Annotated in this window: 15 protein-coding genes; 1 reads left to right on the top strand and 14 read right to left on the bottom strand. The window is 71.4% G+C overall.

Annotation, left to right across the window (positions count from 1 at the left end; all coding sequences use genetic code 11):
• The 3 genes from DPQ65_RS16100 to DPQ65_RS09370 all read right to left on the bottom strand — a co-directional run.
• Positions 1–200 (bottom strand): hypothetical protein (locus tag DPQ65_RS16100; protein WP_238146762.1); only part of this gene is annotated, 200 nt, incomplete at its 3' end.
• Positions 201–630: 430 nt separating this feature from the next.
• Positions 631–1,083, bottom strand: a complete 453-nt coding sequence (locus DPQ65_RS09375; protein WP_114907090.1) for a helix-turn-helix domain-containing protein — start codon at positions 1,081–1,083, stop codon at positions 631–633.
• Positions 1,080–1,781 carry a hypothetical protein gene (locus DPQ65_RS09370; RefSeq protein WP_114907089.1) on the bottom strand — a complete coding sequence of 234 codons (702 nt, stop codon included), beginning with the start codon at positions 1,779–1,781 and terminating at the stop codon, positions 1,080–1,082. The genes DPQ65_RS09375 and DPQ65_RS09370 overlap by 4 nt, the downstream gene beginning before the upstream one ends.
• A gap of 59 nt (positions 1,782–1,840) precedes the next feature.
• On the opposite strand from DPQ65_RS09370, the gene folP reads away from it, so the two are divergent.
• Positions 1,841–2,818, top strand: a complete 978-nt coding sequence (folP, locus tag DPQ65_RS09365) for a dihydropteroate synthase (RefSeq protein ID WP_420330083.1) — start codon at positions 1,841–1,843, stop codon at positions 2,816–2,818.
• Positions 2,819–2,828: 10 nt separating this feature from the next.
• Here the strand turns inward: folP and htpX are convergent, their stop codons facing one another.
• The 11 genes from htpX to DPQ65_RS09310 are packed head-to-tail and all read right to left on the bottom strand — an operon-like array spanning position 2,829 to position 12,977.
• Entirely contained in the window at positions 2,829–3,683 is an 855-nt protein-coding gene (htpX, locus tag DPQ65_RS09360; protein ID WP_114907087.1) for a zinc metalloprotease HtpX, read from the bottom strand.
• Between the two features lie 39 nt (positions 3,684–3,722).
• Positions 3,723–5,342: an NADH-quinone oxidoreductase subunit N gene (locus DPQ65_RS09355; RefSeq protein ID WP_114907086.1), complete on the bottom strand. Its 1,620-nt coding sequence runs from the start codon at positions 5,340–5,342 to the stop codon at positions 3,723–3,725.
• On the bottom strand, positions 5,339–6,925 hold the full coding sequence (locus DPQ65_RS09350; RefSeq protein ID WP_238146761.1) for a complex I subunit 4 family protein: 1,587 nt from the start codon (positions 6,923–6,925) through the stop codon (positions 5,339–5,341). The genes DPQ65_RS09355 and DPQ65_RS09350 overlap by 4 nt, the downstream gene beginning before the upstream one ends.
• Positions 6,922–8,949 carry an NADH-quinone oxidoreductase subunit 5 family protein gene (locus DPQ65_RS09345; RefSeq protein ID WP_238146760.1) on the bottom strand — a complete coding sequence of 676 codons (2,028 nt, stop codon included), beginning with the start codon at positions 8,947–8,949 and terminating at the stop codon, positions 6,922–6,924. Before DPQ65_RS09345 ends, DPQ65_RS09350 begins: the two co-directional genes overlap by 4 nt.
• The gene (nuoK, locus tag DPQ65_RS09340) at positions 8,946–9,296 is read right to left on the bottom strand and encodes an NADH-quinone oxidoreductase subunit NuoK (protein WP_114907085.1); all 351 of its coding nucleotides are present in this window, start codon (positions 9,294–9,296) and stop codon (positions 8,946–8,948) included. Before nuoK ends, DPQ65_RS09345 begins: the two co-directional genes overlap by 4 nt.
• Complete coding sequence (locus DPQ65_RS09335; RefSeq protein WP_114907084.1) at positions 9,293–9,799, bottom strand: NADH-quinone oxidoreductase subunit J family protein; 507 nt, start codon at positions 9,797–9,799, stop codon at positions 9,293–9,295. Before DPQ65_RS09335 ends, nuoK begins: the two co-directional genes overlap by 4 nt.
• A complete protein-coding gene (locus DPQ65_RS09330; protein ID WP_114907083.1) occupies positions 9,796–10,413 on the bottom strand; it encodes a NuoI/complex I 23 kDa subunit family protein in 618 nt (205 codons plus the stop codon). The genes DPQ65_RS09335 and DPQ65_RS09330 overlap by 4 nt, the downstream gene beginning before the upstream one ends.
• A complete protein-coding gene (gene nuoH, locus DPQ65_RS09325) occupies positions 10,410–11,372 on the bottom strand; it encodes an NADH-quinone oxidoreductase subunit NuoH (protein ID WP_114907082.1) in 963 nt (320 codons plus the stop codon). The genes DPQ65_RS09330 and nuoH overlap by 4 nt, the downstream gene beginning before the upstream one ends.
• A complete protein-coding gene (locus DPQ65_RS09320) occupies positions 11,372–11,902 on the bottom strand; it encodes an NADH-quinone oxidoreductase subunit C (RefSeq protein ID WP_114907081.1) in 531 nt (176 codons plus the stop codon). The genes nuoH and DPQ65_RS09320 overlap by 1 nt, the downstream gene beginning before the upstream one ends.
• Positions 11,899–12,621, bottom strand: coding sequence for an NADH-quinone oxidoreductase subunit B (locus DPQ65_RS09315; protein WP_475120346.1), 723 nt, complete (start codon positions 12,619–12,621; stop codon positions 11,899–11,901). Before DPQ65_RS09315 ends, DPQ65_RS09320 begins: the two co-directional genes overlap by 4 nt.
• Entirely contained in the window at positions 12,621–12,977 is a 357-nt protein-coding gene (locus tag DPQ65_RS09310) for an NADH-quinone oxidoreductase subunit A (protein WP_114907080.1), read from the bottom strand. Before DPQ65_RS09310 ends, DPQ65_RS09315 begins: the two co-directional genes overlap by 1 nt.
• Between the last annotated feature and the right edge of the window lie 45 nt (positions 12,978–13,022).

Here is a 13,022-nt window from a genome sequence, read left to right as displayed (position 1 = left end):
GGTCGCGGTGAGTTGCCAGTCGATGTGGCCTTGGTCGGGTTGGTGGCTTCCTGCCAGGCTGCGGTTCGGCGTTGCGGCAGGTCGAGGTCATCGATGTGCCGTGCGCCGTCTGGCGCGCCTCCAGTTGAGGTGTGGCGAATCAGCAGCGGCCCGCCCTCGTCGCGCCCATGGGCCCCCGGGCGCTGGTGCGGCAACGGCATCCCGGCGGGCCTGGCCCAACTGAGAGCACCTCCCGTCTCTTGGAGCCTGCAATGGCGCGCTGCAAGAGCCCGGAAGTGCTCCCAGACGGCACAAACCGGTGCCCAGGGAGCGAGCATGCCGCGCGGGCCAGGTAGTTGGGGGACGACACGGCGTCGCGGGGTCAGCCTCCGATGACTCGCATCAGCCCCCACCAAGGCGGGCCACTGCACGGGAACTACGCACGTCGCGCCGCGCGACTGGGTAGTCCTCGGGCACGTGCCCGCCTCGGCTGTGACTGGAGTAACCAGAGTGACTGAGGCGGCGGGTGGGTGGCTGCGCGATCACGCGGACATCAGCGACTCCATCGGCCGTGGCAGGAAAGCGACCCATCTGGTCGAGCAGCAACCAGAACAGACCAACCAAACCCATCACATGAGCCGCGACACGCTACTAGGTCAGGCCTTCATCGCGGAGTTGCTCGACCAGACGCCGCATACGGAGCAGGACTGCTGCCGACGGCGTGACCGAGCCGCGGCGGTAGGTGGATAGGCGGGAGGCCGAGGTGCCGATGCGCGCCGCGAAGGCTGCCGACGTCAGACCGGAGCCTCGCACGAGCCCGTCGATCTCAGCAGCGACCTCGGCCTTCTCCGACTCAGCCGTCTGCGCACGAGAACGCTCGATGACCCCGGCCAGGAGCGGCCCCACGCCCGGTGGCCGCTGGTCATCGAGATAGTCAGCCACCTGCCGCGCGACGGCACCCCACGGATCACGTCGAATCTCGCGGGTGAGGACCGCCCAGTCCTGGACCAGCCCGCGCTCGATCGTCGCCACGATTGCCTCGTAGGGCCACGCCGCGGGAGGAGCACCCGAAGGCACATCCACGTTGCGAAACAGGGTGGTCATGTCAACCCACCCTCAACGGCGCGCAGCAGGTGGTCGGCGAGTCCGCGACAGGCAACGACCACGCTGTCCCAGTCGTGCCAACGCGGGTTCAGCCCCTTGTACGACGCCAACTGTCCCGTCACGCGGACGTCCCTGGGAGACGGCTCGGCCAGTCGCGCCACGAGGGCGGTGAGCACTGATCCATGCGTGCGGCTGCGGTCTGCGTAGTACTCGTCGATCTCCACGAGGACGTCAGTCGCCGACCGGACCCCCAGCCGATCGGCGAGTGCGACCGTGTCGAGGTAGTCGCGCGTGACATTGCGCTGAACGATCAGGAATGCCTTCACACGGAGCATCTCGGACAGGGTCGGGACACGCACCGACTCCCCGCCGGGCAGGTCATACTGTTCGACCTCCAGGGGGCGCGTTCGCCGCAGCTGACGCAAGCCGGCCTCGATGCCTGCCAGTGATCCCAGGAGTGTGAGTGGTGGTGAGCTCGCGCGGACGCTGGTCACCCACCCCTCGGACGCCTCGACGGCTTCAAGCACCTCCGCATAACGCTGGGCGAGGTCGCTCAGGACGTGATCGTGATCGAACGACACGCGGTGGTGCGCGTGCACCGCGGCCGCGGTCCCGCCCACCAGGACCGCGTCCGGCACCGCGTGCTGCAAACGCGCCGCGGACCGCAGGACATCCTCGAGCGCCAACTCATCGTCCATAACCAAGAGGTTATCATTTCAGATAATTCCCTGGGACAGTCCGTGGCTACGATGAGTCCGTGCCACCCTCGACAGCAGGACATCACCCGACAGCAGGACATGACGCGTCGCAGTTCCCACGCACTCCGCCGCTGCAGCTTCGCGGCCAGCGCTTTGCTGCCGACCGGCCGGCGGTGATGGCAATCATCAACCGCACCCCGGACTCCTTCTGGGGCGGCAACCGGCACACCGAGCTGGACTCCGCCCTCGAGGCGCTCCGCGAGGCGGTGGAGGCCGGGGCCGACATCGTGGACGTCGGCGGGGTCCGCGCCGGGCAGGAGGGCGAGGTCGTCGACGCGGACGAGGAGCTGCGCCGGGTGATGCCCTTCCTGGAGGCCGCCCGCGGCGAGTTCCCCGACCTGGCGCTCAGCCTGGACACCTGGCGCAGCGAAGTCGCTCAGGAGGCGGGAGCCATCGGGCTGGACCTGGTCAACGACACCTGGGCGGGGCACGACCCTGAGCTGGTGCGCGTGGCGGCCGAGATCGGCGCCGGCGTGGTGGTCTCCCACACCGGCGGCCTGCCACCCCGAACCGACCCCGTCGCGGTGCGGTATGCCGACGAGCAGGGCGACGACGCGCTCGCGGTCGTGCGGGACGTGCTGCGGGTCCTCGCCGCCGGTGCGGCGGCAGCGGTGGAGGCCGGAGTGCCCGCCGAGCGGGTGCTGGTCGACCCCACGCTGGACTTCGGCAAGACGACCCGGCACAGCCTGACACTCCTGCGTCACACCGGCGACGTGGCCGACCTCGGTTTCCCGGTCCTGCAGGCACTCTCCCGCAAGGACTTCGTCGGCGAGAGCCTCGGCCTCGAGCCCGACGACCGGCTCGAGGGCACGCTGGCCGCGACGGCGGTCGCCGCCTGGCTCGGGGCTACCGTCTTCCGCGCGCACGACGTGCGCGCGACCCGGCGCGTGGTCGACATGGTCGCCACCATCCGGGGCGACCGCTCCCCCGTGCTGTCGGTCCGCGGCGAGCCGAACGGAGACGCGCCGACCGGGTGATCGCGCGAGGTCAGCGACGCCCCGCCATCGCCTCCAGCCGTGCGACCCGGTCCTCCATCGGCGGGTGGGTGGCGAAGAGCCGCTTGACGTCGCCGGCCTTGAACGGGTTGGCGATCATCATGTGACTGGCGTTGACCAACTGCGGCTCGGGAGCGAGCGGCGCGGCCTGGGCGCCGTGGTGGATCTTGCGCAGGGCGCTGGCCAGCGCGAGCGGGTCGCCGGTGAGCGCGGCGCCGTCCTCGTCCGCGTCATACTCCCGGGTGCGGGTGATCGCGAGCTGAATCAGCATGGCGGCCATCGGCGCGAGCAGGGCCATGGCGATCATCACGATCGGGTTGGGCCGGTTCTCCCCACCTCCGCCGCCGAAGAAGAGCATCATCTGCGCGACGGAGGTGATGACGCCGGCGATGGCTGCGGCCACCGAGCCGGTCAGGATGTCGCGGTTGTAGACGTGCATCAGCTCGTGCCCGAGCACTCCTCGCAGCTCACGCTCGTCGAGCAGGTGCAGGATCCCCTCGGTGCAGCAGACGGCAGCGTTCTGTGGGTTGCGTCCGGTCGCGAAGGCGTTGGGGGCCGCCGTGGGGCTGACATAGAGCCTGGGCATGGGTTGGCCGGCCCGCGCGGACAACTCCTCGACAATGCGATACATCGCCGGCTGCTGCTCCGGGGTCACCGGGTAGGCCTTCATCGCCTTGATCGCGATCTTGTCGGAGTTCCAGTAGCCGTAGGCCGTGGTCGCGACACCGATCAGCGCGAACAACCAGATGAAGCGGCCGTTCCCGATCAGGGCGCCCATCCCGAGGAGCAGGGCCCAGATGCCGCCGAACAGCAGGGCGGTCTTCAGGCCGTTGTAGTGCTTGTGCATGCTGGTGAAACGCTCAACCAACCAGCGGTGTTCCGCGCATCAGAAGATCCCGACGGGGGCGATGCTGCCGGCGACGAGCAGGGCCGAGAGCGCCAGGATCAGGACCCGGTGGGTCCACGGCATGGCGTATGCGGACTGGCCGGCCACGGCGGTCGCCCCCACCTCCGCGCTGGTGGCCTGAGCAGTGTCGTCGGGCGCTGGTTCGGTGGCATCGGCCGAGGTGGGCAGCGCGGTGGTCGCCTCGGCGTCCTCCTCGGCCGCGGGCGAGGCCACTGGGACCTCTCGCTCCCAGCCGGTGTCCTCTCCGGACCGGGCAATCAGGGCGGACAGCCAGCGCACGTAGACCGCGATGCCCAGGGCGATGTTGAGCGTGGCGACGATGATCAGCCACCAGGTGCCGTCGGCCGCGACCGGACGCAGGACCACGACCTTGGCGACGAGGCCGACGATGGCTGGGGGCAGTCCGGCCAGCGTCAGCAGGGCGAGCCCGAGCGCCGCGGCGGCCAGCGGCTGGCGACGGGCCAGGGCCCGGTGGTCCGCCAGGGTTGCGCCGCCGCCGGGGCGGCGGGCCACCGCGATCACCACGACGAAGGCCAACACGGTGGCCACCACATAGACCGCGAGGTAGCCGCCAGCGGCCTGCACCGCCCGCGAGGACAGGGATGCCAGGGGGAGCATCAGCCAGCCCGCCTGGGCGACGGCGGACCAGGCCAGCAGGTGGACGAGGTCGACCTGGCGCAGCGCCATCGCGTTGCCCAGGGTCATCGTCAGTGCTGCCAGGACAGCCACGGCCAGGAGCGCGAAGCCGGACGTGCCGGCCAGGGTCTGCACCAGCACGATCATCCCGCCCAGGGCCGCGACCTTGGACGTGCCCGCGAGATAGGTCGTGACCGGGAGCGGGGCGGTGCCGTAGGTCAGCGGCGTCCAGGCGTGGAAGGGCACGGTCGAGAGTTTGAAGCCCAGGCCAGCCAGCACCAGGACGGCAGCGAGCAGCAGCAGCGCGCCCTGCTCCGGGACGGCGGCGGCTGCAGCGGCGGCCGCGGGGTCCAGGAGGGCGGAGCCGGTGGCCGCCACCCAGAGCGCCGCGCCGAGGGCCAGCAGCGCAAAGGACACCAGCGAGGTGGTCAGGAGTGCGACGGCACCGGCCACGGCTCCTGCGTGCCGGCGCTCTCGACGCTCCAGGGCGACCAGGCCCACGACCGGCAGGGTGGCCAGCTCCAGGCCCACGAGCAGCGTGCCCAGGTCGCGGGCGGCCGGCACGGCGGCGACCCCGGCGGTCGCGGCCAGGAAGAGCGCGACGAGGACGGTGGTCGGGGCACTGGTGCGGTCACCAGGACCGGCCCTCCCCCAGTCGGACCAGGTCAGGACCAGGACGACCAGGGCGCTGCCGAGCGCGAGCAGCTGCAGGCCGCCAGTGAGGGAGCTGGCGGCATAGAGGCAGTGCCCGGACGGCAGACAGAACGCGCCGGTGCTGTCCCCGGTGCCCTGGGTGAGGGCCGGGACCGTGGCGACGCCGCCGCCCACCAGCCCTGCGGCGGCCAGCCACAGGTGGGCGGTGCGCGCCCGCGGGAGGACCACATCCAGCACGAGCACCGTCAGGGCGGCGAGTGCCGGGGCCAGGACCGGCCACAGCGCGGAGACGTTCAGTTCCAGGGTCATCGGCCCACCCCCAGGGTGGCGATGATGGCCTCGGTGGCCGGGGCCGTGAGGTCAAGCAGCGGGCCGGGATAGACGCCGAGGGCGAGGATGCCCACCCCCAGCAGGGACAACAGCCCGAGCTCGACGCCGCGGGTGTCGCGGATCGCCGGGCTGCGCCGGTCGCCGGCCCACACCTCCCGGAGCACCCGCACGGCATACGCCGCGGCCAGCACGGCTCCCAGGGCGGCGGCGATGGCAAAGCCGCGGAACCACCAGAGGGTGCGGCCCGGCCCGGGCTCCCACGCGGCATACAGTGCGCCCCACTCCCCCCAGAACCCGGCCAGACCGGGCAGCCCCATCGCGGCGGCCATGCCGAGGACCAGCACAAACCCCAACCTCGGGGAGACCTCGCGCAGGGCGGCCCGCGGGGAGCCGAGGTCGGCCCCACCCCACTGGTGCTTGAGGTTGCCGACCAGGACGAACAGCAGCGCCGAGATCAGGCCGTGCGCCATGTTGCCGTAGATCGCGGCCTGCAGCCCGGTCTCCGAGCCGGCCGCGATGGCCAGCACGACGAAGCCCAGGTGGCCGATCGAGGCCCACGCGATGAGGCGCTTGAGGTCCTGCTCGACCAGACAGGCCAGACCGGCCCAGAGGATACCCGTGACCGCGAGGCCGGCCAGGACCGGCGCCACGGTGGCCAGCCCCTCGGGCAGCGGCGCGGCGACGAGCCGGATCATGCCGTAGGCACCCATCTTGAGCAGCACGGCCGCCAGCAGCACCGACCCGGCGGTGGGGGCCGTCGCGTGCACCCACGGCAGCCAGGTGTGCAGCGGCCAGACCGGCACCTTGATGCCCAGCCCGATGAGCAGGATGACGGCCACGACGACCTGGGTGCCGGAGGCCAAGGAACTCCCGGCGAGCTCGGCCCACCGGGAGAGGTCGGTCGTGCCGGTGGCACCCCACAGGGCCAGGATCCCGACCAGCATCAGCATCGAGCCGGTGGCGGTGAAGAGCAGGAAGCGCAGGGCGGCACCGTCGCGGTCGGCCGCGCTGGTGGCGTCGCCGTGGCGGGCGACCAGCACCCACATCGGGATCAGCACCAGTTCGAAGGCGACGAAGAAGACGACGGCATCGCGGGTCAGGAAGGTCAGCAGGGAGCCGGCGACGACGACCAGAAGGCAGGCGTAGTAGGTGGCCAGCGCCCGGGGACGGGGGACGTCGGTGCCGACCACCGGCAGCGCGACCGTCGGCTCGTGCCGACCGGGCTCCCCGAGGCGGGCATCGGACAGTGGATGGTGGTAGGGCACCAGCGTTGCCACGACCGCCATCAGTCCGGTGAGCAGCAGGAAGGGCGCGCTCAGCCCGTCGACACCCAGGTCGAGACGGACACCGAGGCTCTCGATCCAGAGCAGGTCGATCTCGGGCCGGCGCCACACCACGACGACCGCCGAGGCCGCGACCAGCACCGCTGCGGCGACGGCGAGGCTCCTGCTGGTCCCCGGCCGCGGCGGCGTGCCCACCCGGTCGGCCACCAGCAGCCAGACCCCGACGAGCAGGGGGGTCAGCACCAGCACGGGCAGAGCGAGGGCGTCGATGACACTCACGTGAGCACCACCCCGATCACGGCGAGGACCAGCACGCCAGCGAGCACCAGGACCAGGCCCGGTGCCGGTCGGCGCGGGTGAGTGTGCTCCAGTGCACCTCCCAGGAGTCGGGCTGCGTGCCCGGCCCCGCGGACATAGCCGTCCAGCACCTCACGGTCCAGCCACTGCACGCCGTGGGCCAGGGCCACCACGGGCCGGGCCACGACGGCGCGATAGAGCGCATCGAAGCCCAGCCCACGCTCGGCCGCCAGGCTGACCCGGATCGGCAGGCGAGCAGCGGCATCGCGGGAGCCGACCCCACGGGAGACGACCCAGACCGCCAGGGCCGCCAGGGCCATGAGCAGCAGGGCCGCGACGAGCAACTGCAGGTTGATGCTGACGTGCAGGTCGAGCTGCGGGGTGAAGACCAGGATGCCGCCGACGACGGAGCAGAAGCCGAGCAGCGCCACCGCGGTGCGTGCCGAGGAGGAGATGGCCGACTCGGCCTCCTCGATGCCGATGGCCTCCTCGAGGACCTCCGGCTCGTCGAAGAAGTCGTCGATGATCTGGTGTTCCTGGGCACGCCGCGGGGTCCGCTGCAGGCGCTGGATGGGCCCGCGGTCCAGGATCAGCCAGGCGCGCATGCAGTAGGCCGCAGTGAGCGGCACGCTGGCGCCGACGGCGGCCAGGACGATGGTCCCGGCCGGGCCCACACCATCCTGCACGCCGTGCTCGGCCTGCGCGAGCACCAGCTCCTTGGACACGAAGCCGACCATCGGGGGCACGCCCGCCAGGGCGAGCAGACCCAGGCCCATCGGCCGGCGCAGGGAGCGGTAGCGCTTGGTGGCGGAGGCCACGTAGCGCACCACCGTTCCGCCGGTGAGCACGCCCATCCAACCGACGGTGAGGAAGAGCAGCGCCTTGAACCAGGCGTGGGACAGCAGGTGCATGATCGCCACGTCCGGCCCGGTGCCCCCCGGCACGACCGTGAGCGCGGCGAGCATCAGGCCGACCTGGCTGACGGTGGACCAGGCCAGCAGGCGCTTCAGGTCGGGTTGGGCGAAGGCCAGCAGCGCGGCGAGCACGACGGTGACCGACACCAGCACCGCGAGCAACAGGCGGGCGGGGCCGGCGGCCTGCAGCAGGGGAAAGAGCTGGGCGAGCACGACGGTGCCGGCGGCAACCATGGTCGCGGCGTGGATCAGGGCGGACGCCGGGGTCGGGCCCTCCATCGCGTCCGGGAGCCAGTCCTGGAAGGGCAGCTGCGCCGACTTGCCGGCGACGCCGACCACGACCAGGCACATGGCGACGCCGAGGGCGGCATAGCTGTCACCGGTCCAGTGCTCGATGATCGCCTCGACCGAGGTGGAACCGGCGCCGGCGGCCAGCCAGATCAGGCCGATCACGAAGCCGACATCGGCCAGGCGGGTGACCAGCAGCGCCTTGACCGCGGCCCGGTTGGCGGAGTCCTTGACGGACAGGTGCCCGATCAGCAGGAACGAGCACCAGCCCATCACCTCCCAACCGATGAGGGTGAGCAGCACGTCGCCGGAGAGGACGACCAGGAGCATCGCGGCGGTGAACAGCGACACGGTGGCCGAGAACTGGCGGTAGCGCGGGTCGAACCACAGATACCACCGTGCGAAGACCTGCACCACGAGGGCGACGAGGGAGACGACAGCTGCGACCAGCGCGCTGAGCCGGGTGGCGCTCAGCTCGAGCGGTGCCTCCAGCTCGCCGAGGGCGAGGGGCCCGACAGTGCCGGAGACCTGCTGGCCACCGAGCTCATACACCGCATACAGCTGCCAGACCGCGGCCAGCAGGACGAGCCCGGAGGACAGGACGGCCACCCAGGCCGCGGGCCGGGAGGATCGTCGGCCAACCGCCAGACCGAGTATGCCGGCAGTCGCCGTGAGCAGGATCATCACCTGGGCGGCGGTGACCGGGAGATCGGGGAGGGGGATGTCGGGCAGGTCCGGCAGGGGCAGGGAGGGGAGGTCCCAGTCCGGCCACGGCCAGCCGATCAGATCGAGCAGGTCGTTCACCGCGTCACCGTCCCCGCCCCGCTGTTGGCGGGCTGCTCCTCCGGGGCGGCCGGCTGCGCCTCACCGGTGAGGTCGACCTCGCCGCGGGTCCGGAACATCGCCATGATCACCGCGAGAGCGACCACGATCTCGGCAGCGGCGATGGTGATCACGAAGAGGGTCAGGACCGCTCCGGAGGCATGGGGATCGGGGCTGAACTGCCCGACGGTGACCAGGATCAGGCCGGCCGCTGCGAGGAGCAGCTCGATGCCGATGAGCATGAGGACAGCGTGCCGGCGAGCCAGGACGCCGTAGGTCCCGATTCCCGCGAGGAAGGCCGCCAGCAGCAGGGGCAGCGCCGGGCTCATGCGGCCCGGTCCCTGCTGTGCCCGGTCGTGGCGACGGCGACGGCCGTCACCAGGGCGGCCAGGAGCAGCAGCGAGAGCAGCTCGAAGGGCCAGACCCAGGTGCCGAAGATCTCCTCGCCGATGTGCTCGTTGCCGGGTCCGGCCACCTCGCGGGTGTCCCAGCCGTAGGCCGCGACCAGGGCACCTCCGAGCAACACGGTCATCCCGGCACCAACCCCCGCAGCGAGCCAGCGGTGCGCCGGCGAGGTGTCGACCTCTCCCCCACCTGACCGGGTCAGCATCAGGGCGAACAGGACCAGCACGACCACGGCGCCGACGTAGACGAGTAGCTGCACGAGGGCGACGAGCTCAGCGCCCAGGACCAGATAACAGCCAGCCAGGCCTCCCAGCGAGACCACGAGCCACAGGCCTGCGTGCAGCACCCGACGGTTCGTGACCGCCAACACGGCCGCGGCAGCGGTGATCAACCCCACTGCCGCGAACAGGACGTCGCGACTGGTCACTCCTCGACCTCCCGCGACGAGGTGTCCCCTGCGTCTGTGCCCTCCGCGGACGAGCCCGCCTCTCCTACGGACGGCTCCGTCACCCCGACGGGCCCGTCAGCGTCTTGGGCGGGCGTCTCCGCTCCGGGCCGCGCATAGCCCTCTGGGAGTGTCGCGTCGGGCACCCGCTCCATCCAGGTGCCGAGCTTGGGCTTCTCGTGCAGCAGGTTGCGGATGTCGCCCTCGGCGTAGGCGAAGTCCGGCGCCCAGAACAGCGCGTCGAACGGGCACACCTCGATGCAGATGCCGCAGTACATACACAACGAGAAGTCGATGTCGAAACGATCCAGCACGTTGTGCTGCCGTGCCCGGCCGCCCTCGGTGGTCGGCTCGAGGGTCTCCTTGTGAGAGTCGATGTAGATGCACCAGTCGGGGCACTCCCTGGCACAGAGCATGCAGGAGGTGCAGTTCTCCTCGAGCAGCGCGATGACACCGTGCGAGCGCTCGGGCAGGTCGGGCTCGACGTGGGGATACTGCCGAGTGTGGGCCGGTCGGGCCAGGGTCTTCGCGGTGGTGGCCAGCCCCTTGCCGAGCCCACGCAGCGCCTGCAGCGCCCCGGGCTTGTCCTCGTTCATCCCCAGACCACCACCCCGACGCCCGTCAGGGCCAGCTGCACCAGCGCCAGCGGGAGGAGCACCAGCCACGCCAGACGCTGTAGCTGGTCCTCCCGCACTCGGGGCCAGGCGATCCGCAACCACAGGATGAGTATGGCGACCAGAGCCGCCTTGAGTAGGGTCCACAGCGGCCCGAGCGTGTCGGACCAGGGGCCGGACCAGCCACCGAGGAAGAGCACGGTGAACAGCAGGGACATGACCACGATGCCGGCGTACTCGGCGAGCAGGAAGAAGGCGAACCGCAGGCCGGTGTACTCGGTGTAGGGACCGAAGACCACCTCGGAGTCCGCGAGCGGCGAGTCGAAGGGCACCCGCTGCAGCTCGGCGACGGCGGCCACCAGGAAGACCAGAGCCCCCGGCAGCTGCCAGATCAGCCACCACCAGGACCAGGCCTGCGCGATGCCGGTCAGCGACAGGCTGCCGGCCGCCATGGCGACCGAGGCCGCGGCCAGCACCATCGGCAGCTCATAGCTCACCAGCTGCGCGCCGGCCCGCATGCCACCGACCAGGGAGTACTTGTTGCCGCTGCCCCACCCGGCCATCAGCGTGCCGAAGACACCGACCGAGGTCACCGCCAGCACCAGCAGCAGACTGGCCGGGACGTCCGCCGCGACCCAGGCCGCCGACCAGGGGATGGCCGCCAGCGCCACGAGGTAGGGGATCAGCGCGACCGCCGGCGCCAGCTTGAAGACCCACCGGTCGGCCGAGGCCGGGGTGACGTCTTCCTTCTGGACGAACTTGATGCCGTCGGCAACAAGCTGCGCGATCCCGTGCGGCCCGGCCTCCATCGGCCCCAGTCGGCCCTGCATGTGTGCCATCACCTTGTGCTCGGTCTGGCCGATCGCCAGCGGCAGGGTGAGGAAGGCCGCCAGGACGACGACGGCCTTGAGGATGATCTCGACAGCCAGGGGCAGGTCCATCAGCGCGGCCCCCAGGACTCGTCGGGGACGCCGGGCGGCAACAGGCGGCGGCGAGCCCGCTTGCGCGGCTTCCTGTCGTCCGGACCTGGGCTGTCACCGCCACCCTCACCCGGCTCCTTGGCCCCGGGCCAGGCCTTCGAGGCCCGAGCGGTCAGCTGGAAGGACTTGCGCAGCGGCGTGCCCTCGAACCCGTCGGGCAGCAGCAGCGGGCGCATCGCATGTCCGGAGCCGTCCTCGAACCCGGTGAAGTCGATTCCGAACATCTCGTGGGTCTCCCGCTCGTGCCACGCGGCACCGCGGAAGACCTGGGTGATGCTGTCCAGCGCTGCGCCGTCCGGCAGGCGGGTGCGCAGCAGCACCCGCTCCCACGGGTCGGTGCGGATCAGGTGGCACAGCACGTCGAGCCCGGCGTCGTCCTCGGCGTCCGTCTGGTCAACGGCCGACAGCCAGTCGAAGAGGTCGAAGCCGTCCTCGCGGGCGGCCCGCACCTGCTCGGCCCACTCCGCCGTCTGCACCTCGCGGGTGATCATGACTTCTCACCGTCCTCCGGCGCGTCCGGTGGGGTGGTTTCGTCGCCCGTCGGCGCGCTCGGTGGGGTGGTTTCGTCGCCAGTCGGCGCGCTCGGTGGGGTGAAATCTCGCGCCACCGTGCGCTCGGTCGAGGTGGTGGGGGTGTCGGGGGGCGACAGCAGGCCGCGGGTGACCTCGCCGGCGGAGGCCGGCGCCTCGGCATACGGCCTGGGTCGCGACCCGGCCCTCGCCCGGCCCGGGGTCTCGGCACCGATCTGCTCCTGCAGGGTCAGGATGCCGTGCAGCAGGGCCTCGGGACGGGGCGGGCACCCGGGCACGTAGACATCGACGGGGATGACCTGGTCCACGCCCTTGGTGACCGAGTAGGAGTCCCAGTAGGGGCCGCCGGAGTTGGAGCAGGCGCCGTAGGAGATGACGTACTTGGGCTCGGGCATCTGGTCGTAGAGGCGCCGGACGGCGGGGACCATCTTGTCGGTGACGGTGCCGGAGACCACCATCAGGTCGGACTGTCGGGGGCCGGGGGCGAACGGGATGACGCCGAGCCGGATGAAGTCGTGCCGGGCCATCGAGGCGGAGATGAACTCGATGGCGCAGCAGGCCAGGCCGAAGTTGAACACCCACAGGCTGTAACGGCGGCCCCAGTTGAGGACGACCCGGACGGCGTCGGGCGCGGCTTCAGCCGCGCGACCGACACGCGGGGTGGGCAGGTCGACCGTCATCAGACCCACCTCAGCAGGCCGCGCCGCCAGACGTGACCGAGACCGATCAGGATCACGCCGAGGAAGATGCCCATCTCGACCAGCGACGCGGCACCGATCTCGGTGCGCAGCACCAAGGCCCACGGGAACAGGTAGACCACGTCCACGGCGAAGACGACATAGAGGAGGGCGTAGATGAAGTAGCGGACCGCGCCCTGGCTCCACCCCGACCCCACCGGGTCCACACCCGACTCGTAGGTGGTCAGCTTGCGCGGCTGAGGGTCGTGCGGGGCCAGCATCCTGCGGGCACCGGCAGCGGCCACGACCAGGAGGATCCCGGTCACGGTCACAGCAAGCACCACGAGGTAGTCGGTCATCAGGTGGAGCCTAACGCGCGGGGCGCCGCGGCGGCGGGAGCACAA

This window comes from Ornithinimicrobium murale (genome assembly GCF_003352835.1).
GTDB lineage: Bacteria > Actinomycetota > Actinomycetes > Actinomycetales > Dermatophilaceae > Ornithinicoccus > Ornithinicoccus muralis.
This window is presented reverse-complemented; position numbering and strand designations above follow the sequence as displayed.